At 40.3% G+C, this 22193-nt stretch carries 19 protein-coding genes and 1 tRNA gene; 3 read left to right on the top strand and 17 right to left on the bottom strand.

All coding sequences use genetic code 11. The annotated features are described in order from the left end of the window. Positions 1-64: 64 nt before the first annotated feature. A tRNA-Val gene (locus tag ESB04_RS11405) sits at positions 65-139 on the bottom strand. Positions 140-289: 150 nt separating this feature from the next. On the opposite strand from ESB04_RS11405, the gene ESB04_RS11400 reads away from it, so the two are divergent. Continuing rightward, the gene (locus ESB04_RS11400) at positions 290-1105 is read left to right on the top strand and encodes a TerC family protein (protein WP_129027872.1); all 816 of its coding nucleotides are present in this window, start codon (positions 290-292) and stop codon (positions 1103-1105) included. A 785-nt stretch (positions 1106-1890) separates the two neighbouring features. Here ESB04_RS11400 and ESB04_RS11395 read toward each other — a convergent pair. From ESB04_RS11395 to ESB04_RS11360, 8 genes are all read right to left on the bottom strand, one after another. After that, positions 1891-2310 (bottom strand): thioredoxin family protein, encoded by a 420-nt coding sequence (locus tag ESB04_RS11395; protein ID WP_129027871.1) that lies wholly within the window; start codon positions 2308-2310, stop codon positions 1891-1893. 66 nt (positions 2311-2376) lie between these two features. Further along, a complete protein-coding gene (gene dnaN / locus ESB04_RS11390; RefSeq protein ID WP_129027870.1) occupies positions 2377-3501 on the bottom strand; it encodes a DNA polymerase III subunit beta in 1125 nt (374 codons plus the stop codon). 93 nt (positions 3502-3594) lie between these two features. Continuing rightward, a complete protein-coding gene (gldG, locus tag ESB04_RS11385; RefSeq protein ID WP_164969651.1) occupies positions 3595-5271 on the bottom strand; it encodes a gliding motility-associated ABC transporter substrate-binding protein GldG in 1677 nt (558 codons plus the stop codon). 75 nt (positions 5272-5346) lie between these two features. Then, on the bottom strand, positions 5347-7464 hold the full coding sequence (locus ESB04_RS11380; RefSeq protein ID WP_129027868.1) for a peptidylprolyl isomerase: 2118 nt from the start codon (positions 7462-7464) through the stop codon (positions 5347-5349). Between the two features lie 121 nt (positions 7465-7585). Beyond that, on the bottom strand, positions 7586-8713 hold the full coding sequence (locus ESB04_RS11375; RefSeq protein WP_129027867.1) for an aspartate aminotransferase family protein: 1128 nt from the start codon (positions 8711-8713) through the stop codon (positions 7586-7588). Between the two features lie 39 nt (positions 8714-8752). Next, on the bottom strand, positions 8753-9703 hold the full coding sequence (gene argC, locus ESB04_RS11370) for an N-acetyl-gamma-glutamyl-phosphate reductase (protein WP_129027866.1): 951 nt from the start codon (positions 9701-9703) through the stop codon (positions 8753-8755). Position 9704: 1 nt separating this feature from the next. After that, on the bottom strand, positions 9705-10898 hold the full coding sequence (argG, locus tag ESB04_RS11365) for an argininosuccinate synthase (RefSeq protein WP_129027865.1): 1194 nt from the start codon (positions 10896-10898) through the stop codon (positions 9705-9707). A gap of 3 nt (positions 10899-10901) precedes the next feature. Beyond that, on the bottom strand, positions 10902-11567 hold the full coding sequence (locus ESB04_RS11360) for a GNAT family N-acetyltransferase (RefSeq protein ID WP_129027864.1): 666 nt from the start codon (positions 11565-11567) through the stop codon (positions 10902-10904). A gap of 224 nt (positions 11568-11791) precedes the next feature. Between ESB04_RS11360 and aat the strand changes: the two genes are divergently transcribed. Continuing rightward, complete coding sequence (aat, locus tag ESB04_RS11355; RefSeq protein WP_129027863.1) at positions 11792-12403, top strand: leucyl/phenylalanyl-tRNA--protein transferase; 612 nt, start codon at positions 11792-11794, stop codon at positions 12401-12403. A gap of 76 nt (positions 12404-12479) precedes the next feature. Then, positions 12480-13508 carry a glutamate 5-kinase gene (proB, locus tag ESB04_RS11350; protein ID WP_129027862.1) on the top strand — a complete coding sequence of 343 codons (1029 nt, stop codon included), beginning with the start codon at positions 12480-12482 and terminating at the stop codon, positions 13506-13508. A gap of 11 nt (positions 13509-13519) precedes the next feature. Here the strand turns inward: proB and ESB04_RS11345 are convergent, their stop codons facing one another. The 8 genes from ESB04_RS11345 to ESB04_RS11310 form a co-directional block, all read right to left on the bottom strand. Beyond that, on the bottom strand, positions 13520-14149 hold the full coding sequence (locus ESB04_RS11345) for an L-2-amino-thiazoline-4-carboxylic acid hydrolase (protein WP_129027861.1): 630 nt from the start codon (positions 14147-14149) through the stop codon (positions 13520-13522). Between the two features lie 10 nt (positions 14150-14159). Further along, positions 14160-14456, bottom strand: coding sequence for a PAAR domain-containing protein (locus tag ESB04_RS11340; RefSeq protein ID WP_129027860.1), 297 nt, complete (start codon positions 14454-14456; stop codon positions 14160-14162). A 4-nt stretch (positions 14457-14460) separates the two neighbouring features. After that, positions 14461-14856: a hypothetical protein gene (locus ESB04_RS11335; RefSeq protein ID WP_129027859.1), complete on the bottom strand. Its 396-nt coding sequence runs from the start codon at positions 14854-14856 to the stop codon at positions 14461-14463. Positions 14857-14908: 52 nt separating this feature from the next. Further along, positions 14909-15520 carry an HPP family protein gene (locus tag ESB04_RS11330; RefSeq protein ID WP_129027858.1) on the bottom strand — a complete coding sequence of 204 codons (612 nt, stop codon included), beginning with the start codon at positions 15518-15520 and terminating at the stop codon, positions 14909-14911. Positions 15521-15591: 71 nt separating this feature from the next. After that, positions 15592-17124, bottom strand: coding sequence for a glycosyltransferase family 39 protein (locus ESB04_RS11325; RefSeq protein ID WP_129027857.1), 1533 nt, complete (start codon positions 17122-17124; stop codon positions 15592-15594). Between the two features lie 246 nt (positions 17125-17370). Continuing rightward, positions 17371-17928 (bottom strand): cupin domain-containing protein, encoded by a 558-nt coding sequence (locus tag ESB04_RS11320; RefSeq protein ID WP_129027856.1) that lies wholly within the window; start codon positions 17926-17928, stop codon positions 17371-17373. 146 nt (positions 17929-18074) lie between these two features. Beyond that, positions 18075-21437: a preprotein translocase subunit SecA gene (gene secA / locus ESB04_RS11315; RefSeq protein ID WP_129027855.1), complete on the bottom strand. Its 3363-nt coding sequence runs from the start codon at positions 21435-21437 to the stop codon at positions 18075-18077. A gap of 148 nt (positions 21438-21585) precedes the next feature. Beyond that, positions 21586-22068: a hypothetical protein gene (locus ESB04_RS11310; RefSeq protein WP_129027854.1), complete on the bottom strand. Its 483-nt coding sequence runs from the start codon at positions 22066-22068 to the stop codon at positions 21586-21588. Between the last annotated feature and the right edge of the window lie 125 nt (positions 22069-22193).

Here is a 22193-nt window from a genome sequence, read left to right as displayed (position 1 = left end):
GTGCTACCCACTTTGCTACCACTGCCGTAAAATAAAAAAACCACCCCGTATGAGGTGGTTTCTGTGGTCCCACTAGGATTCGAACCTAGGACCCCCTGCTTGTAAGGCAGGTGCTCTGAACCAGCTGAGCTATAAGACCCTTTTCGTTGAATTGGTTTGCAAATATCCGTGTTTTTTCTGCTTTTTGCAAGAGCTGCCCCAAAAAAAATCTGGAAAAATGTAGGCTAATTTTATAATTGTTGCCTATCTCGCAGAAAGCCAGCATCTTTGCATGCATAAAAATATTTACATGGATCACCTTTTTTCTATCAACGGTCTACTTAGCTTATTAACCCTGACTTTTTTAGAAGTCGTTCTGGGTATTGACAACATCATATTTATCTCCCTAACTGCCCATAAATTGCCCGCGGAGCAACAAGCCAAAGCCAGAAACCTAGGACTCATTCTAGCCATGGCCTTTCGGGTGTCTCTCTTGCTTGGCCTTTCCTACCTAATTTCCCTACAAAAACCCTTCTGGCATTATAGCTCGGATTGGTTGACCATTGCCCCTACCGGACAAGCCATCATTCTTTTTGTGGGAGGTTTGTTCCTGCTTTACAAAGCCACCAATGAGATCTTCCAAAAATTGGAAGGAGAGGAGCATCACACAGGTAGTGGTGGAAAAAGTGTTAAAGCCAAATTCGCCCAGGTGGTGACGCAAATTGCCCTGATTGACCTAGTCTTTTCCATTGACTCGGTATTAACCGCCATCGGTTTAACTAACGAGATTCTGATCATGATAACCGCCGTCATCATCTCCATCATTATCATGATGGGCTTCTCAGGACCCGTTGGGCGTTTCGTGAATCAACACCCTTCCTTGCAAGTGCTCGGACTATCTTTCCTTATTATGATTGGTTTTATGCTGGTAGCTGAGGCAAGCCATGATTCGGAATTAATTATCCTAGGCAACAGCATTGGGCAAATCCCTAAAGGCTACTTGTATTTTGCTATCGCTTTCTCTCTATTCGTAGAATTCATCAATATCAAAATGCGTAAGAAATCCACCAAGGCCGTGGAAATTAGAGATGTGAAGAATGAAGCGGGGGAGAAGGGGATTATATAGGAAATGGTAAATGATGAATTTTAAAGTATAAATGATGGTGGAATCCAAATCCCTGATAAAAAACGGTTAATCCCGACGAAAGATGGGAACGAAGCATGAGCGAATCGGCAGGCGTATTTTTGACTCCGTGCGTAGGACATAAGCTTAGCGTCAAAAATTAAAGCCGTATGCGGAGTGGACATCGGTTCCGCAACGCGGAATTCGTATTGGATTAACCGAATTGACATAAGTTTTTTGTTTCTTTTTTTCAAAAAAAGAAATACCTAAATAAGAGCTTTAAAGTGATGTTAGGCTAAAACAATAAGTCATTTGTTGGAATTACAAATTCCAATTATCTGTCATTCGACATGACCCTTCGGAACATGTCGATTTTTTCAATTAGTTTGACATCCTGTGGCTAGAGCTGATTTCAGATTAGATAAAGCAACTCAATCAACCTATATTTTTTATGCTTGGATATTCTATACCAACGGTTAATCCCGACGAAAGATGGGAACGAAGCATGAGCGAATCGGCAGGCGTATTTTTGACTCCGAGCGTAGGACATAAGCTTAGCGTCAAAAATTAAAGCCGTATGCGGAGTGGACATCGGTTCCGCAACGCGGAATTCGTGTTGGATTAACCGAATTTAAATATAGTTTTTTTTGTTTCTTTTTTCTCAAAAAAAGAAATACCATAGAAAGAGCTTTGAAGTGATGTTAGATTAAAATGATAAATTATTTTATATAATAAAAAAGGCCATTAATCTCATCGATTAACAGCCTTTAAACATATCTAAAATTCTATTATTTCACTGATTTCGCCACAGTCAATAACTCCTTAGCACCTCCTCTGGGTAAACCCAAGACCTTCTTTTTTACTTTACCCGAAGCATCCATGAACATCAAGGTTGGATAACCTTCTACTGGATACATATTAGCCAATTGTGGGCCCTCACCAGCTTCCATGTCTACCCCAATGGAGATGAATTTGGCATTCATGTATTCACCCAATTCTTTGTCTGGAAATACCTTGGTCTTCAAAACCTTGCAAGGTCCACACCAAGATGTATAGGCATCAAAGAAAATCAATTTATTTTCTTTCTTCGCCTTCGCTAAGGCCTGCTTGAAAGAACCATGGAAAAACTCAATGCCTTCCCCTTCTCCATTATTGGCAAAAGAAGCAAGGGAAATAAATAACAAACCAGTTAATAATATATTCTTCATGGTTATTAATTAAAATGTTGAATTCTAAACGAAATGGTTTAGCTAAAATTATCTAAATACAAATCCCTAGTTATATGAGTTTAACATCACTGGCATCACCAACAACAAGATATCTTCATTCTCATCTTGGTCAGAAGGAATAATTAAACCCGCTTTGTTAGGTTCACTCAATTTGATATCCACATATTTGGCACTTAGATTGCCCAATAATTCCGAAATCAATTTGGCATTAAATCCAATCTCCATGTTCTTGCCGGAATATTCACATGCCAACACCTCATTGGCCTCATTGGAGTAGTCTAAATCCTCCGCTGACAGCGTTAATTTGTTGGAAGTTAATTTCAAACGAATCTGGTGAGTTGTCTTGTTGGAATAAATAGAGATACGTTTCACCGAACTCAAAAACTCCATGCGGTTAATTGTCAAAATCTCATTGTTCTCCTTTGGAATAGCATTCTCATATTCTGGGAAACGCTCGTCGATGATCCGACAAATCAAAGAGAAACTTTGGAAGGTAAAGAAAGCGTTCGACTGACTAAATTCAACTTTCACGGTGGTGTCGTCCATCGGAAGAGTAGATTTCAATAGCGACAAGGCCTTCTTCGGTAAAATCAAGCTACTATGCGATTCTGGCTGAATATCCAGACGACGGTAACGTACCAAACGATGCCCATCCGTAGCCACAAAATTGGTATGATCTCCCATCATTTGAATCAAAACCCCTGTCATGGCAGGACGCATATCATCGTTAGAAACCGCCAATAATGTATTAGCAATGGCTTCACCTAATATGGAGGAAGAAAGACTGATGGATTGGTTTTTGGCCACTTCTGGAATCCGTGGGAAATCAATTGGGTTTTCGCCACTTAATTTAAAACGACCGTTTTGAGTAGAAATTTCTGCACCAAATGTTCCTTGATCTGCCGAGATCGTAACTGGCTGCTCAGGTAAGCTGCGCAAAGTTTCCAACAACAATCGGGCTGGCAAAGCAATGGATCCATTTTCCGCGCCTTCTACTTCCAAGGTGGTAGTCATCACCGTCTGCAAATCAGAGGCCGTCAAGGTCAATTGGTTGCCCTCCAATTCCACTAAAATATTCTCAAGAATAGGGATGATTGGATTGCTCGCCACAACCCCATTGATGGCTGAGATTTGTTTGAGAAGAACACTAGAAGCGACTAGAAATTTCATGTATAGGATGTTTTTAAGAATATTTGTGATAAAGAAACCCCTCGGGTATTCAAACCTTGAAGTTAAAATAATTTAGGTATTATACCAAAGGTTTCAGGCATTGTATTTTTTCTTTCGGTAAAGGATAACCAATAGGCTGATGATTCCGGCAAAACTGATCGGAACTAGCAGATTGATTCCCTGCCAAAAGCTTTTATCTTCCTTCACTTTGGCTTTGTCTAATGGCCTTAAACGCACATTTTTATTTCTAGCCAACAGGGCATTTTGATCATCCAACAAATAATGAAAAGCATTCAAAATAAAATCTTTGTTGGCAAAAGTATGTTTGGCAAAAGTATCAAATCCCAATGGCAGCGGTCCCTTCGTAGTAGGGTCAATGCCATTCAAAGCGATATCTCCATCGGCCACTACAATCAGGCTACCTGCTTGATTGGTTTGTGCTTGGAATGGTTTGGCTAATTTTTCACTAGGTAAAATTCGGTTGGTAAAGGCGGAACGGAATTTTCCTTCTACCAGATAGGCAACCACCTGTGAACCTCCTTGGTATTTGGCCGGGTCAAATTCCTTACCTGAAGCTGAAAAAGGTAAAGTAGCTGGCGTTTTTTGTACTTGGGTATATGGGCTGGTCTTTAACAAGGCCGTTTTGCTTAATTGCTGGCCGCTCTGAATCGTATCCAAACTAGACACAAAGCGCCCATAGACGGCATCCAGATTTTTAGTGATAACCGAATTTGGATTGGCGATCAACAGCGGGAAAGCTGGCCATGGCATTAATTCCAAATTTGCCCGATTGCCAAAGTTACCCACCGCCAAAGGTATGGCGCCACAAAGCTGTGCGTCTTTCACCAAATTGGCATTGAGACGGATACCATATTGAAAGAGTAAATTTTGTAGACCCAAGTCCTGAGGCGTCAGGACCAATCCTTGTTTTTCCAATGTGTCTACTCGAATACCATCTACAAAGAATATGCCTTTACCTCCCTGAACTAAAAATTGATCAATTTTATAGAGGTCTTCCGAGTTAAACTTGATGGTAGGTTGAATGACGCAAATAGCATCCAATCCATCCAAAGTCTGAGATTGGGAAAGGTCTACAGGATATAAGTCATAGGATTTTTTTAGTTGGGCTATGAGATCCAACTGCATAATAGCCGGAACTTGACTATGATCTAAAAAGAAACCAATTTTCTTGCGTTCTTGGTTGTCCTGAACCTGTCTGATTCCCTGCATCAACTCATATTCAAGGCCTTCGATGGATTGGTTCAAGACCTCCTGGGAGCTACTCAGCTTATTACCTTTCAACAATAAAACTGCAGCTTGTCGCTCGGATTTTTCAATGATAATCCCCGGAAAAATTAATTGCTGTACCTGATGCCCATCTTCTTGATTCACTACGTTGGTAGGAGGGATACCCAAGGAGTCTAGGTAAAAAATCAGGGCCTGTCTTTCCTTTTCCTTGGGATAAGTTTTATAAACATCTATTTGCTCGATATCGATGCGCTGAGGGCTTTGCGCACGAACATCATCCAAGAGCTCCAAGAGCGCTTTTTCTAGCCTTCTGAAACCGCCTGGAAGATTTCTACCACCGAGGTACACTTTAATGGAAATAGGACCATCCAAGCTTTGCAATACTTGTAAAGAGGACTCACTGAGGGTAAACTTTTTTTCCTCGCTTAAATCCCAGCGAAAACGTAATTGGGGGCTTATGGCAATTAGGAAAATACCCAGACCGATTAAGATCAACCACCACCCATTTTTTGTTTGCTTCATAGGATTATCATTCGTTTCAAACAAGAAAAGCATCCTTTACAGAATGCTTTTCAAAGATACTAAAGGATATGTGTTTTAGTAGAATTTGTAGCGTTTATCTACAATTTTCGCATTTTCCTTGATGGCTTCATTAATGAAATAAGAAGCACGTTGAATACCCATGGATTGGATTTGATTCTTGTAAGTGCTGTAATCTGCTAATGCTGGAGCAGCTACTGCCGCAGTCTTCTCTGCTATGAATACACCATTATCTCCTACAAATACACTGCTTCTCTTTCCTATCTTTAATCCTGCTATTTTACCTAATGCAATAGCATCTGGACCCGCGGTGTTCAACATACCTGTAGAAAGCGTCACATCACTCACGTTCTCTACCAAAGCACCTGCTCCGTATTTCTGAGCGATTTGCTCTAAGCTTCCTTTGATAACACTTAATTTAGCAGCGATTTTCTCGCCTTTTAATTCTGCACGAACCAAGTTGGTGATGGCATCACGGTAGTCGTCCACCTTAACATTATCTTTATCAGTTTTACCTGTTAAATATGCCACGATGTATTGGTTATCTTGCTCAAATACTTTTTTAGAACCATCACCTACGGAAGTGTTCTCATCAAATGCCCAACGAACGATCTCACGTGCATTGGTCAGGTTGTTAATGCTAGTCGCATTTTCCAACAAACGATCGGCACGCATCATGATGATGTTTTTGTCTTTCTTCAAAGCAGCTTCAAAAGCACCCAAAGTACCGTTCGCATTCGCAAAAGCATCTGCTTGCGTATACACGCGGTCTAAAGTAGCCTGTGAAGGGGCAATGGTCTTATTGATGGCCGCTAAGCGGTAAGCTGTATTAGTTTTAGGATCCGTAATCTTCACGATGTGATATCCAAACTCTGTTTCAACTACTGCTGGCATTAAACCTGTACCATTGAAACCAAAGATGGCTTTTTCAAATGATTTAGTCATAGAACCATTGTTCTTGAAATAACCTAAATCACCACCGTTCTGCGCAGTACCGTCCATTCCATTCAGTTGAGCCAATGTCTCAAAACTAGCTCCGCCCTTGATTTGATTCAAGATACCTTCTGCTCTTTGCTTAGCTTGTGCTTTGGCTGAATCCGATTTGTTGGCTGGTGCAATTAAGATATGGCTGGCACGAACGGTAAATAAGCTATCCTTTTTGATTCCACCGTATTTGTAAATGGAATAGGTTAGGCCGTTTTTGAATGGTCCATAAATACCTCCTACCTGGAAAGTTCCTAATTGAGATTTAACTGCCTCAGGAATTTCAGAATAAGCTAATAAATATGGAGTACGCACATCTGAATTCAACATGGCAAATGCTGAATCATTAGGTGCTACGGCTAAATCTTTCGCTAATTTCTTGATTTGATTGTAGAATTCAACGGTATCTTGGGCCGTTGGAACTACTGGGAAAGTAGCATATTGGATAGAACGAGAGTTCACCCCTTTGAAACGATCTTTATGCTTCGCTAAATATTCTTCCAACTGAGCATCGCTCACTTTGATGGTAGAGTCAGGTACCGAGAAGAAAGGCACATATAAGAAACGAGCAGAAAATTTAGCATTTTGAGCTTGGTATTCTTTTTGCGCTTCAGCTGTATTCACATAAGTAGACAAGCGAATCAAGTTCTCATACTTAGCACGAATACGATCTTGTGCGATGGACTTCTCAAAATTAGCCCAACCTTGTTGCTGTTGAGCAGGCATAGTTTTTAAGTTTTTCAAAAACTGAATAACAAAAGTTTTGTCGAACTGACCAGTTTGAGGATTGGTGAATTGCTGACGAACCGAAGGGTGAATGTTATTTCCTTGAACCATGTCAATCAATTCATCTGCTGAAACTTTTAGTCCCAAAGCATCAAACTCCTTTTTATACGCAATATCCAAGATGTATTGATTCCAAACTTGATCACGAATCATAGTTGCCTCTTGTTCCCCTGGTCCTTTACCTGTTTGAGCCGTGTAATTGGCTGTAGCTTCTTCTACTTTCTTCTGGAATTCAGGTAAAAGGATGCTTTCTCCTGCGATTACACCCACTTCTTGGTTATTAGAACCAAACAAAGAGGATCTTCCTTGGAAAATATCACTACCGATGAGGAATAAAATTAAACTGATGGCGATTGCTGCTGCCGCGATTCCCGATTTCTCTCTAATTTTTGTAATTAATGCCATTGATAATGTATAGTATGTTGTTTAATGTCCTTTTTTAAGCCTTAGCTGTTCACAAAAGAAACGCAAAATAATCACATTTCTAATGAAAAAGCAAACCTTTATCTCAATGAGCTCCTGAAATTTAAGCTTTCAAGACCTGATCTAAACTTTCTAAAAAATGATCAGCCACTTTTTGGTCGATGGCCAAACTTGGTAATAAGCGCAAGGTATGCTTGCCTGCATAGCCACAGAAAATATGATGTGTAAAGAGCAAGGCATCGCGGATAGGCCCAACTGGCTGTTCAAACTCGATACCAATCATTAATCCTTTGCCTCTTACTTCTTTAACACCTGAGAACTGATTCAATTGTTCCACTAGGTACTGACCAATTTTAGCGGCATTTTCAATCAAATTTTCTTCTTTTATCACATCTAGGACGGCATTTCCAGCCGCGCAGGCTAAATGATTTCCTCCAAAAGTGGTACCTAATAGACCATAGCTAGCTTTGATATGGGGGGCAATCAGAACTCCTCCCATAGGAAAACCGTTACCCATGCCTTTGGCAGTGGTCATCATGTCTGGCTGTACGCCCGAATACTGATGCGAGAAAAATTTACCCGAACGACCATAGCCACATTGCACCGAATCCAAAATTAATTGTGCCCCAGTAACATCACATTGCTTTCTCAAAGCCTGTAAAAATTCCGTACTGGCCACTTGAATACCACCCACTCCTTGAATACCTTCCACAATCACTGCAGCTGTTTCCACGGTAATGACACTATCTAAACCTTCCACCTGATTAAATGGGTGGAAAGTCACATGAGAAGTATCATTGATGGGGGCAACAATACTCGGATTATCAGTCACCGCCACAGCACCTGCAGTACGTCCATGGAAGGCACTAGTAAAAGCCACCACTTTTTTACGACCTGTATGAAAGGATGCCAATTTTAGGGCATTTTCATTGGATTCAGCTCCTGAATTAGTCAGGAATAACTGATAGTCTGGATAGCCAGAGATTTTACCAAGTTTTTCAGCTAATTCCTCTTGGCCAGAAATGATGACAGAATTGGAATAAAAACCAATTTTCTGTAATTGTTCGGTCATCTTTTCCAAGTAATATGGATGTGAATGACCAATAGATATAACGGCATGTCCACCGTACAAATCGGTGTAACTTTGCCCTTTTTTATCCCATAGAGTTACCCCTTGAGCTTTTACTAGCTCAATAGGATACAGTGGGTATACGTCGAATAGTTTCATGATAATACGTCAAATTTTGAATGAAAATCCAGGTATAATGCCCTAAAAACCAATGGCCTTTAAGCGTAAACCTTCGTCTTCTTTCCATCCCAACATGATATTCATGTTTTGCACGGCTTGTCCAGAGGCACCTTTGATGAGATTATCAATGATGGAGGTAATCAATAACTGGCCCTGGTGGATTTCAAGATGCAATAAGCATTTATTGGTGTTGACCACCTGCTTTAGGTCAATGCTGGTATTGGACACAAAGACGAATGGAGAGGATTCGTAATAGTCTTGGTATAATTCCTTGGCTTCTTCAATCGAACCTGAATAAGGAGTGTATACATTGGCCATAATTCCTCTCGAGAAATTACCTCGATATGGGATGAAATGGATCAAAGGTGCTTTTTTTCCAAAAGCCAGCGTTTGACCAATTTCTGCCAGGTGTTGATGGGTGAATGCTTTATAAATACTGATGTTGTTGTTTCTCCAGGAAAAGTGACTAGTATTGGAGAGTGATTGTCCAGCACCGGTGCTACCCGTGATGGCTGAAATATGGACATCTGCCGTAATTTTACCGGCCGCAGCCAGGGGCAATAAGGCTAATTCAATGGAAGTAGCGAAACAACCCGGATTAGCAATTTTTTGGGCAGTTTGAATTTTAGCTTTTTGGAATTCAGGAAGGCCATATATAAAACCATCGGATTCATCCCGATAATCCGTACTAAGATCAATGATTTTGGTATGCCAAGGAATCTCATTGGCTTCCAAGAATTTTTTGGATTCACCATGTCCGGAGCATAGGAACAAGACATCTACGGGCTTTAAGGTATCCGTGAATTTGGCATAAGTGCTTCCTAATAAATCAGTATGCACGTCAGAAACCAATTTCCCTGCTTGTGATTTGGACAAAATGCATGTCAATTCCACGTCGGGGTGATTGACTAAAATCCGTAATAATTCCCCTCCAGTGTATCCTGCTGCGCCAACTATTCCAATTTTTGCCATACTATTTTTCGTTTACCTTCCGGTGTATCATCGTTTGGTTGGAAACGATTTTCGAGAATCCTCTAACATCATCGCCTGTCCAAGCCTTGTTCATTTCTCCATAGGCACCAAATGCCGAGGACATCAAATCATATGTTGACTCAATTCCAATGATGTGGAATTGATAAGGGTTTAATTGCACATGCACTTTACCCGTTACATTGCTTTGGGTATCAGCTAGGAAGGTCTCAAAGTTCCGCATCACTGGCTCTAAAAACTGTCCTTCATGCAAAAGCGTACCATACATATCTCCAATGTTTTGTTTCCAATACAATTGGTGCTTGGTCAACACATGTTTTTCCAAACTGTGGTGTGCTTTGATGATGATCAAAGGGGCAGGAGCTTCAAATCCTACACGACCTTTAATACCAATGATGGTATCCCCCACGTGAATATCTCGTCCGATGGCAAATGCCCCAGCTATTTCGGTTAATTCTCTGATGGCAGCCACTTTAGAGGCCGATTTTTTACCATTGATTCCTACTAGTTCTCCCTGTTCGAACTCCAAAGTGATTTTCTCTGGACTAGTTTTGGTCAATTGGGTTGGCCAAGCCTCCTCTGGTAAATATCCATCAGAAGTTAAGGTTTCCTTTCCTCCTACGGAAGTTCCCCAAAGTCCTTTGTTGATGGAATAAGCTGCTTTATGCCATTCTTGTACCACCCCTTTGGATTTTAGGAATTCGATTTCCGCTTCACGAGAAAGTTGTAAATCACGGATAGGAGTAATAACATCACATTCAGGAGCTAAGATGCGAAATACCACATCAAAACGCACTTGGTCATTTCCTGCACCTGTACTACCATGAGCAATGGCTTTGGCACCTAATTTTTCCGCATATTTCGCCACGGCAGTAGCTTGAAATACTCGTTCCGCTGAAACGGAAAGAGGGTAGGTGTTATTTTTCAATACATTACCATAAACCAGATAGCGCAAGCAATCTTGGTAATAAGAATCTACCACATCCAAGGTAACGTGCGAGCTAACTCCCAGGGCGTAAGCTTTCGCTTCAATGGCTTTTAATTCTTCAGGAGAAAAACCACCCGTATCCACGAGAGCCGAGTGTACCTCCATACCACGCTCTTCAGCTAAATATTTCACACAAAATGAGGTATCTAAACCTCCACTAAAGGCTAAAATTACTTTCGGCTTGCTCATTGTTTATTTGGATTTTCCCTTTTTCTTGAAGGGCATTAATAATTTTTCTTTTATCTTTTTTAATTTGCTGAAATCAGCAATATTCTTCAGGAACAACCATTTTTCTTCAGCATCTCCCACGGATTTCTTCGCAGCATTGGCATCATAAATCATCCCTGTGCACAAGCAGATTTTTCTTTCGGTACGGGTCAAAATATCGTAGTTCACACAAGATTCACATCCCTTCCAGAAATTATCATCGACAGGTAATTCGGAAAAAGTCGTAGGTTCATAACCCAAGTCCGAATTGATTTTCATGACGGCCAATGAGGTGGTAATTCCAATGATTTTAGCGTCTGGATATCGGGTTCTCGATAATTCAAAAGCCTTGGCTTTCACGGCTTTGGCTACGCCATATTGACGATACGACGGATTGACGATCAATCCAGAGTTGGCAACAAATTTACCGTGCTGCCAGGTTTCTATATAACAAAAACCCACAAATTCACCCGTAACGTCATCCGTAGCGATGATCGCTTTTCCTTCGGACATTTTTTCTTGCAGATACTCTGGGGTTCTTTTAGCAATACCCGTGCCACGAGCTTTGGCTGATTCAGCCATTTCATGACAAATAGACTCTGCTAGGCCAAAATGGGCTTGACTAGCAACTTGAACAGTATAAGGATTCATTTATTAACGACGAAAATAATTAAACAATAACATTCCAAGGGTCCCTAAGGATCATACCCTAAAGATGTATCGTCGCCTTCGTCGGATAGGAGAAGTAAGATGTACGAATAATAATTTTATCTTCATTCTTTTTGTAAACCAGGATGCTCGTCCTAAGTTTGTCCTAATTAGCTTGCAATTTCGGAAATTCAACGGGGAAATGCGAATAATCTACCAATTATTTCATGCAAGAGGATAAACTATTATCAGTAGAACAATTAATTTTCGCCTATGCCAAAGGTATTTTTCCCATGGCAGATGGTGATGAAATCTATTGGTACAGTCCCAATCCCAGGGCCATTATTCCCATAGATACATATAAACCTGCCCAATCTCTTCGTTCCATCATCAATAAACGTTTGTTTGAGATACGCTTGGATACGCAATTTGAGTCAGTGATTCGACTTTGTGCTGCCCCCCGAGCTACCGATAAAGAAACATGGATTTCTGAGGAAATCATTCAAGCATATACTGAATTGCATAAAAAGGGTTTTGCGCATTCAGTGGAGGCGTATTTGGAAGGTAAATTGGTCGGTGGGCTCTATGGCGTCAAGCTTGGCAGTGCCTTTTTTGGCGAATCCATGTTTAGTTCGGTGCCAAATTCCTCCAAAGTGGCTTTTCATTATCTGATGGTGTTGCTTCGTGAACAGGGCTTTAGCCTGTTGGATACACAGTTTATGAACGACAATGTGCTCCGCTATGGAGCTATTGAAATTAGTAGAAGAGAATATAAAAGTCGACTAACTAAAGCTTTAAAGGAGACTTGTCAATTTATCTTACCAGGAAAGGATTATTAAAAGCTTCATTTTCATTCTACATGCTACATTTCAACAATGGATTCAATTGTTTAAATTGCAGAGATATCCATTGATTATGTCTAAACCGATACTTGTTATAAAATTTGGTTCTTCCTCCATCACCCATGCGAATGGAGAAGTGAATGAACAAACCTTAGAGAAAATAGCCTCTCAAGTGGCTCAATTACAGCCCAATCACCACATCGTATTGGTATCTAGTGGTGCGGTGGCAGCAGGTAAATCTGTGATTAAAAATTACAAAGGTAGCCTGTCAGAGCGCAAGGCAGCCGCTGCCGTGGGTAATCCTATTTTGATAGCCAAATACAACCATTATTTCCAGAAATACGGAATTTCTATTGCCCAAAGCTTATGTGAGCGCCATCACTTTTCTCAGAGAGGGCAATTTTTACAATTGAAAGAGACCTATCAAGAACTTTGGAAAAATGGCGTGATTCCCATTGCCAATGAGAATGATGTGGTAAGCAATGTGGAGTTGAAGTTTTCGGATAATGATGAATTAGCCACCTTAATCGCTACGGGTTTTGGAGCCTCCAAATTATTGATATCTACTTCGGTAGGTGGTTTGTTGGACAGTCAAGGAGCCATCATTCGTCAAGTGAAGGAGATTAATTCAGAAGTATTAAGTGTGGTAAGCACGGATAAGTCGAGCGTAGGTTTAGGGGGTATGATTTCCAAATTAACCTTTACCCGAATGGCTACCCGACTGGGTATTAAGGTCGTTATTTTTGGATTAGATCAAGGGGATGGAATTGTAGATGCCTTGAATGAAAAGATAGGTACCGTCTTTGAGGCGCAAGAAGCGAGCCTGAACTCAAGACAAAAATGGTTAGCCACGGGTTCATTAATCCGTGGAAAAGCAGTTCTGGACAAGGGAGCTGCTAAGGCTATTGCCCAAAGGAAAAGCTTACTTTCTGTGGGAGTAGTAGAATATTTAGGGGATTTCGAAAAAGGGGAGGTGATTGAATTGCTGGATAGTCAAAAAGTACCTGTAGCTATCGCGAGGGCCCGATGCTCTAAGGCGGAATTACAGTCTAGCACAATGAGTCTGGAAGTAGCTCATGCCGATGATATCGTGCTCTGGTAGTGGATGCCACTTTAATCTTTGACTCTTCTTTTGATTTTGTATCGAAAATCACAACGGTCGGCTCCGAGGGCAATGGAGCTTTGTCGAATCATTTCTAATCCAGCCAAATTGGTTGTGATATAATCCACTTCACATAAAATGGAAGTGAATTTATCATAACCATGCCGATGAAATTGATTACAAATTCCACACTCCAAGATATCAATGCCATAACCCAAACCGGAGGTTTTGGCAGGGTCAGTTAGAATCTTCATTACAAAACCATCGGGATGTCCTGGTTTCTCCGCCACCTTTTGTAGGTTTCGAATCAACCGTTTCCCTAACCAAGTATGAATAAGTTTGGAAGGCCAAGTTTGAATGAGCTTTTGAAAGGTATTTTTGGGCTGAACAAAATCGGTTGCTACCTCTAAACATACCCGTCGAATCTGCTCATAATTTTCTCCTTTTTCATTTAAACATTGTATCATGGATAGAAAATAAGCACTAAAAGACAATCTTTTATCGATGGGATTGGAAGAGCTGGCTAAGCTAGGATCGTATATGTCGATATACAACTGATCCATTTGGGAAATTACCTCCTGAGCTTCCTGTGGGTAGTATTGTGCTAAGGTGGGAAGAAAGTACGGATGAAAGGATTTCATAGGACCAAATTTATCCAATCAAGACGGTGGGTAATCCTAACACAATGGTGCCACCATGCAGGGTGGTATCACCCATTCGGGCAGCCGCTTTGCCGCCAATGAATACGGTTTGGCTACCGCTGATGATGGTGTCAGGTTCGCCAATACATACCAACATGTCTCCCACGCAGGCGGCAGGTAAATTCCCAATTAATACCGTAGGACAACCCGGCCCTATGATGGGTCCTCCTACATGTGGAATCGGGGAGATTCCTGGTGTTTTCTTAGGGCAGGTGTGCATATCAGTAATTCTTGCGGCTGGGGGCATATATTTAGTTGATATTAACAATGGCACCTTTAACGGTGGTTTGTATTGATGACGAAAGTTCGGCACTAGCACTACCCTGTGCTTTAAATTGGGAAAAGGCGGCTTGATTGATATTCAGGGCTTCTGAATTGATATCGTTGGAGGCTTTTAAATCTAAATTGGTTTGGGCATCCAGTTTTATTTCTATACCAGAAATATGTACATTTTTGGAACTATGTATTTGTATGCCCTCACTGTTTAAACTAATACTATTGTTGTACACGTCACTTAGCTTGACGCATTTTAATGAATCATTGAGTTCAATACTATTCCCGCAAGGTGTACTAATGATAATACTATTGCTGGCTTCATCAAATGTAATTTTTAATTGATTTTCAGTGACTATGTCGTGTGGATTCATACAGGTTTATTGGGTTCAATGGAATAAATTGGCCATAGGGAATTTGACCATCTCATGATTTGAAAGTAAGGGAATGATACAACTTTCGCAGCATATTTCTGAGTCTTCTACTGCTAGGATAGTGACGGTTGGGACTTAGGTTATTGAAAACCAAAGCGGCAATTAATAAGGTAATGGCTCCCGTAAGCACAGGGAAAACCACAAAACCGTAACCCAAAGCCTTTATTTTGGCCGATCCCGTTACTGCAATCAAGGCCGTAGCACCCCCAGGAGGATGTAGTGTTTTGGTTACTTGCATGCAAACGATGGATAATGCCACGGCCAAAGGCCCCGTGATCCAAATGATGTCTGGGAAAAGTTTATAGATACTTACTCCCAAAATGGCTGAAATGAAGTGTCCACCGACAAGATTTCTAGGCTGAGCCAATGGACTTTGTATAGCCCCGAAAATCAAAACACTAGAGGCAGCAAATGAGCCAATTAGAAAGACGTTTTCATTTTCATTGAGTATTTGCTTTTGGTAAAATGCAATAATTCCAATCCCTAAAAATGTGCCTAAAAAGGATAAGAAGTTTTCTCTTCGATCAACTAAGGTTTCTTTGTAAATCACATAGCGAGAAATTCGAATTCCTCGCTTAATTTTTTTTCTGACTACGGTAGGCATAAATTATGATTCTTCAAATGGCTGTTGAGTTTTTGGTTCAACATAGTAATATAAACAATTAACTTGGCTTACTATTCATCAATATGCATATCTAATGCCTGATTCACTTCTTTCTGAAGTCGAGAATTAAGATCAAATTTGGCATTTTTTAATACGTAAATGGAAATTTTAGCTTCTCTTGCCATGTGATTTTTCCTAACTGCTGCCATATAAACCTGTTCAAAAAAGGCTTTTTCAATGCTTCTCTCTGGATCATCATCATCTTGTTCCTTCACCAGAATGACATGTTTAATGGTTTTATCCAATGGAATCCAACGGGCATAATCGGCATTCATGGAATATGCTTTCAAAGATTTCGACTTGGAATAATAATTGATGGCACCCGCTTGTCCATAATTATCACAGAGTAAAATGGTGCTATCCAGATTGCTTGGACTAAGTGTGCTGCTTATTGAATCAAGCTTTTGTGCCAGTTCTTTCCATCCCAACATATCGGCAAAATCTTGGGGAATGTGATGTTCTTTTCCATCTTCCCAGCGCAAAAAACCTAATTTTTGATATACTTCCTTTTCTGCCAACATACTGGTAGCAGGTTTATTTGGAAACACATAGGAATAAAGGGGGACAAACATCAGGCAGGGTATGGCCAAGGCTAGTAGTTGCAAGTATTTTTTCCATCCATCTTGTAATAAATGTGCTATATACACGGAACCGAAGGCCAAATAAATGGGGTAGAGGCCTACAGCATAGTAATCTTTGGCTTTGAAATAGAGAAAGATGGCTAAGGTGAAAACTAAATTCCAAAAAAGGAATTGGAATTTTTTAAATGGAGGGTAAACCAATAATGCCCAACATGCGGCTAGGAGTACAAAGAAGGATCCGATAAAGAACAGAACTTGATTCTTTAAAAAATCTAGGCGGTCCACATGCACCAATTGAATTTTGGTCAACAGTTTCATGTGGTAAATCACTGGAAAATCATGTTGAAACTGCCAAATAAGGTTGGGCAAAATGATCAATAAGCTTATTCCTGCTGCGATATACACTTGCTTTTGTAAGAATATCTTGCGCTGCTCGGATACCAATAGGGCAGGGATTAGTCCTAAAATCAAAAAGGCAATATTGTATTTGTTTAAAAATCCAAATCCCCAAACCACGGCTAGGTAGATCAGCCATTTGGATTGTTGACTTTGTATGAATCGAATCAGGAGATAGTAACAAGTGGTCCAGGCAAAAACATCAAAGGAGTTTGGCTGAAATAGGGTGTTAATTCGAAGAATGGCTGACAACAATACCGATAAGGCACCTAGGTATAATGCAAAGCGATTTCCACCCAATGATTCTATGGTTTTCCAAACTACTAATAAGGTTAAAGCTCCGAAAAAGCATGGAAAGAAATGCACCCAAAAGATTCCATTACCCAATTGTAAAATGATCCAAGATATCCATGAAGTAAATGGTGGCACGGAAATATATCCCCAAGCTAAGTGATGTGCCTGGTCAAGGTGAAGGTATTCATCTCTTTGTAAGTCATAGCTTGGATCAATCAGCGAATATTGAAGGACAAACTTGAGTAGTATAAATAGATAGAGGCTGTATTTCATAGGATGAATTCCTAGAACGAATTAATTGATTAGAGTTTTGGTTCGACTAATATAAGTCAAATTTTTAAACCATTTGGACTAAAGCCTTGATAATCATGCAATTTTGTGGATTATTGGGGCCTTAGATGAGTCGAAAAATGGTTTGAATTGGATTATCAAAAAGCTGGACAATTTTTGAATTTTTTCCGCGTTAACGCAACGCTGTCAAGGTTTTGAACCTTAACAGCGTTAAAGATGCGTTAAAAATTATTTATCCATGCCGCAGTATTCGGCATAAAGCGCTTTAACTCCAAAAAGCTTGGCAATGGGACCCACCAGATTCATTAAGAAATTTTGTAAGGAAATAGGTATGCCCGCCACATAGCTTTTGCTATCGATGTATTTGGAGGTCACTAATTGTTGAACCAATCCAAATTTTCCTCCCTTAACTTGATGATCTATCGTGTAATTAATCAGATTTTCGATGAAATAGTCAAAGTCTAATGCCGGGCTGACGGTCTGAATAAATTCCACGGGCTCATCGTCCATATTGAAATGGTTATGTGCTTTATTCTTGGGTAAGGTGATGCTTTCTCCTGCTTTTAAGACTTGAGTTTTTCCCTCGTATTGAATTGTCAGCTTTCCACTCAAAACAGTAAAATGCTCATCTTGAAGTACATGCAAGTGCATCGGAACTAATTGTCCCTTGGTTTTAACAGTCATTTTAATGCTTACTTGTTTTCCTTGATTATCTTGAGCTGTTTCTAAAAACTCATATACATCCCCTTTGATGGGATCTTTTAATACTTGATTTTTGAATGGCATATAGGTAGCTTAGAGATTATAGTTAGAAATTTATTTAAATGTTTAATATATACTATCTTCCAATGTACTGATAAAAAAATGGTTAGTTATTAAGCATATTTCCACGCTAACAACTAACCATTGTAATAAAGCTTATCAGCTTTGGTTTAAGCAATTACCACTGCATCGCCACTTTCTACATCCTGCTCAACCGTTTTGTATTTTACATTTTCCTTGATAGATCCATCACGGTACTGAACCGTAACGCGTTGGTTTCGGTCTGCAATTTTGATAGCCTGTCTCGGTGCTATACGCTCTTCACTGCGTACACTTGGATCATGATATTCTGATGCTTCTTCGGTTTGTCCACCCGCTAAACCACCAATCAAGGAGGAAATTGCCTCATCCTTACTCAATTGTAATTTGGGTGCTTTGGCTTTCGGTGCTTGTTGGGATTGGTTAGTCTGTTGGACCTCAGGGATTTCTGCCTTCAAAACGAAACTAATCGTGTCCACATTAACACGAGAAACAAAGCGTTGGAATAAATTAACCGCTTCAAATTTGTAAATCAATAATGGATCCTTCTGTTCGAATACTGCATTTTGAACGGACTGTTTTAAGTCATCCATTTCACGCAAATGCTCTTTCCACTCCTGATCAATCAAGGTAAGGGTGATGAATTTCTCCATTTCTTTCACCACTTCTTTTCCCTGACTATCCAAGGTTTTTTGTGCGTCTACCACCACACCAGTTACCCAGTGACCATTACTAATTGGCACCTGAATACCCGAATATCCTTGGCGCAAGGCCTCTTGAGCTACTTGAATAACTTGCTGTGCAATACGCTCATTTTTACTCTTGTAATGATCTTCCGCTGCCAGGAACAAACGTTCAATTTTCACTTCATTACCTAGTCGATTGAAATCTTCCTCAGCAAATGGCGGTTCAATCCCCAATACCTCAATCACTTTTAATTCCAGCTCTCCATAAGAACTATATTGGCTTACTAAATCTTGGCATACATCAAACATCGTGTTGATGATATCCAGAGATAATCTTTCTCCCAATAAGGCATTCTGACGACGCTTGTAAATGGCATTTCTTTGGTAGTTCATGACGTCATCGTATTCCAACAAGCGTTTACGAATGCCAAAGTTGTTTTCCTCTACCTTCTTCTGTGCACGTTCAATGGAGGAGGTAATCATGGAATGTTGAATCACTTCGCCCTCTTCCATGCCTAAACGGTCCATCACTTTGGCAATACGGTCAGAGCCAAATAAACGCATTAAATTATCTTCAAGGGAAACAAAGAATTGAGATGAACCCACATCACCTTGTCGACCCGCACGACCACGCAATTGGCGGTCTACACGTCTAGATTCGTGTCTTTCCGTACCAATGATTGCCAAACCACCTGCGGCTTTGGACTCCGGACTCAACTTAATATCTGTACCACGACCCGCCATGTTGGTGGCAATGGTCACCTTTCCGGATTGTCCTGCTTCAGCTACAATTTCCGCCTCGCGAGCATGCTGCTTGGCATTCAAAACATTGTGAGGAATTTTGCGGATAGTTAATAGTCGACTGATCAATTCGGAGTTTTCAACAGAAGTGGTACCTACCAAGACCGGACGGCCTTGATTCACTAATCCTTGAATTTCTTCTGCGACAGCATTGTACTTTTCACGAACGGTTCGGTAAACCTTGTCTTCGGCATCTTTACGTTGAATTGGACGGTTGGTTGGAATAGAAACCACATCCAATTTGTAAATTGTCCAAAATTCGCCCGCTTCAGTTTCTGCCGTACCCGTCATACCTCCTAATTTGTGGTACATACGGAAGTAATTTTGCAAGGTAATAGTGGCGTAAGTCTGTGAAGCATCTTCCACATTAACTCCTTCTTTTGCTTCAATGGCTTGGTGCAAGCCATCTGAATAACGGCGACCCTCCATCACACGACCTGTTTGCTCATCTACAATTTTAACCTTGCCATCCACAATGATGTATTCGGTATCTTTTTCAAACAAAGCATAGGCTTTGAGTAATTGGTTCACCGTATGAATACGGCTAGCTTTATCATTGTATTCACGAATCAATTGTTCCTTCAATGACAATCTTTCTGCATCAGCTAAATCCTTGTTTTTCTCTATTTTGTTTAGGTCAATGGATAAGTCAGGTAGCACGAAGAAATTAGGATCTTCCGTATTACCACTCATAAATTCAAGTCCTTTTTCTGTTAATTCAACTTGATTGTTTTTCTCTTCAATCGTGAACAGCAAAGGAGCATCCGCTTGAGGCATCAGTTTTTGATTCTCTGCCAAATAGATGGATTCTGTTTCCTGAAGAATTTGTTTGATACCTGATTCCGACAAAAACTTAATCAAAGGTTTCGACTTAGGTAAACCTCTGAATGCACGGAAAAGGGCCAATCCTCCTTCTTTTTTGTCGCCGGCTTGGATGAGTTTTTTAGCATCTACCAAAAAGTTTTGTACAATCTGCTTCTGGGCCTCAACCAATTTATGTACCCTGGGATTAAACGTATCAAACTCTTGTTCATCTCCTTTGGGAATGGGACCAGAAATAATCAATGGAGTACGGGCATCATCGATTAACACGGAGTCCACCTCATCGACCATGGCAAAATGATGTGGTCTTTGAACCTGATCCTCCAAACTCCTTGCCATGTTATCCCGCAAATAATCAAAGCCAAATTCATTGTTGGTTCCGTAAGTAATATCGGCTGCATAAGCATTTCTACGCTCCTCGGTATTTGGCTCATGTTTATCAATGCAATCTACCCGCAATCCATGGAATTCAAACAATGGGGCATTCCATTCCGAGTCACGTTTTGCCAAATAATCATTCACCGTAACAATATGAACACCGCGTCCAGCCAAAGCATTTAAATAAGTAGGAAGGGTAGAAACCAATGTTTTACCTTCACCTGTACCCATTTCAGAAATCTTTCCTTGATGCAATACGATACCACCAATCAACTGTACATCGTAATGAATCATGTCCCATGTAATGTTATTACCGGCAGCCGTCCATTGGTTCAACCAAATGGCTTTATCTCCCTCAATCTGTACATTGGACTTCTTGGAAGCAATGAATTTATCTTCCACCGTGGCCTTAACGACCAATTGTTTGTTTTCAGTGAATCGACGAGCTGTTTCTTTTACTACCGCAAAAGCTTCAGGTAAAATCTCGTTTAATATGACTTCTAATTGCTTATTACGCTCTAGATTTAATTTGTCTATCTCTTGGAAAAATTTCTCTTTGGCATCAATATCTTCTGTGGCTTGTCCTTCGGTATGTAGGGAATTGATTTTAGCATCAATTTCGGCTAAAAACGCTTGAATTCTTGCCTTGAAATCATAGGATTTTTGTCTTAACTCGTCATCGGAAATATGACTCAACCGAGCATATTCTTCTTTGATTTTATCGACAATCGGCATCAAGGCTTTGATGTCTCTTTCCGACTTGGTTCCAAATATTTTGGTGACTGTTTTGCTGAAGATGGATAACATTGTATGTAATGTGTGCCTACCTAGGCCATTTTAAAATTGAAGATGCAATTTACCAATTAATCTCTAAAAAACGCTAAAATTAGGCCATCGCTGTGTTAGCCGAACTGCCTAAATATTCACATTAGACTCTTTTAGATCTATCGATCTATTAATCAGGGAAAAATTTAAGAGTTAAAGTGGTGTCTGGTTTGGAAAAACGGGTTACTTGAACATCCAGTGATCCTGCCTTTTTTTTGAGTCGCTGAGGAACGGCTACCTGATCAAAAAATATAGGATCTGCTTGGTAGAGATCTAATTTTCTGCGAGTGCCGTCTTTTTGTTTGACAATCAAAATATAATGAATCTCGTTAGGATTAGTGGCATCGGTATATTTCTTGCGTAAAGATCCATCCAATTCAAGATCTTTTAATTCACTAGGGGTATCGTACATTTTTTCAGCAAACAAATTCGGTAAAAACATTTGTGCCAATAATCCTAGGGTACCCACAATGAATATCAATTTAGTGAAATCTTTGCCTCCCCAATCCACGTTGCCATCTCCGCTTGATTTGCCGCTTCCTAAATCGCCAAATAAGGGCATTTTCAACTTTTTTCTTGGTGCTCTTCTCGGTGGAATGTATGCTTGCGACATAAGTTTGTGCTAATTAATCACGCAAATCAAGTGATTTTTTTTCATTTCTGGGAGAATTTATACACCTATGAAATAGAAAATGGAGATATGCGACAGCTCTAACAACCTTGAGAGTGGCTAAATAG

The organism is Aquirufa rosea, from assembly GCF_004118285.1.
GTDB classification, from domain to species: Bacteria; Bacteroidota; Bacteroidia; order Cytophagales; family Spirosomataceae; genus Aquirufa; species Aquirufa rosea.
This window is presented reverse-complemented; position numbering and strand designations above follow the sequence as displayed.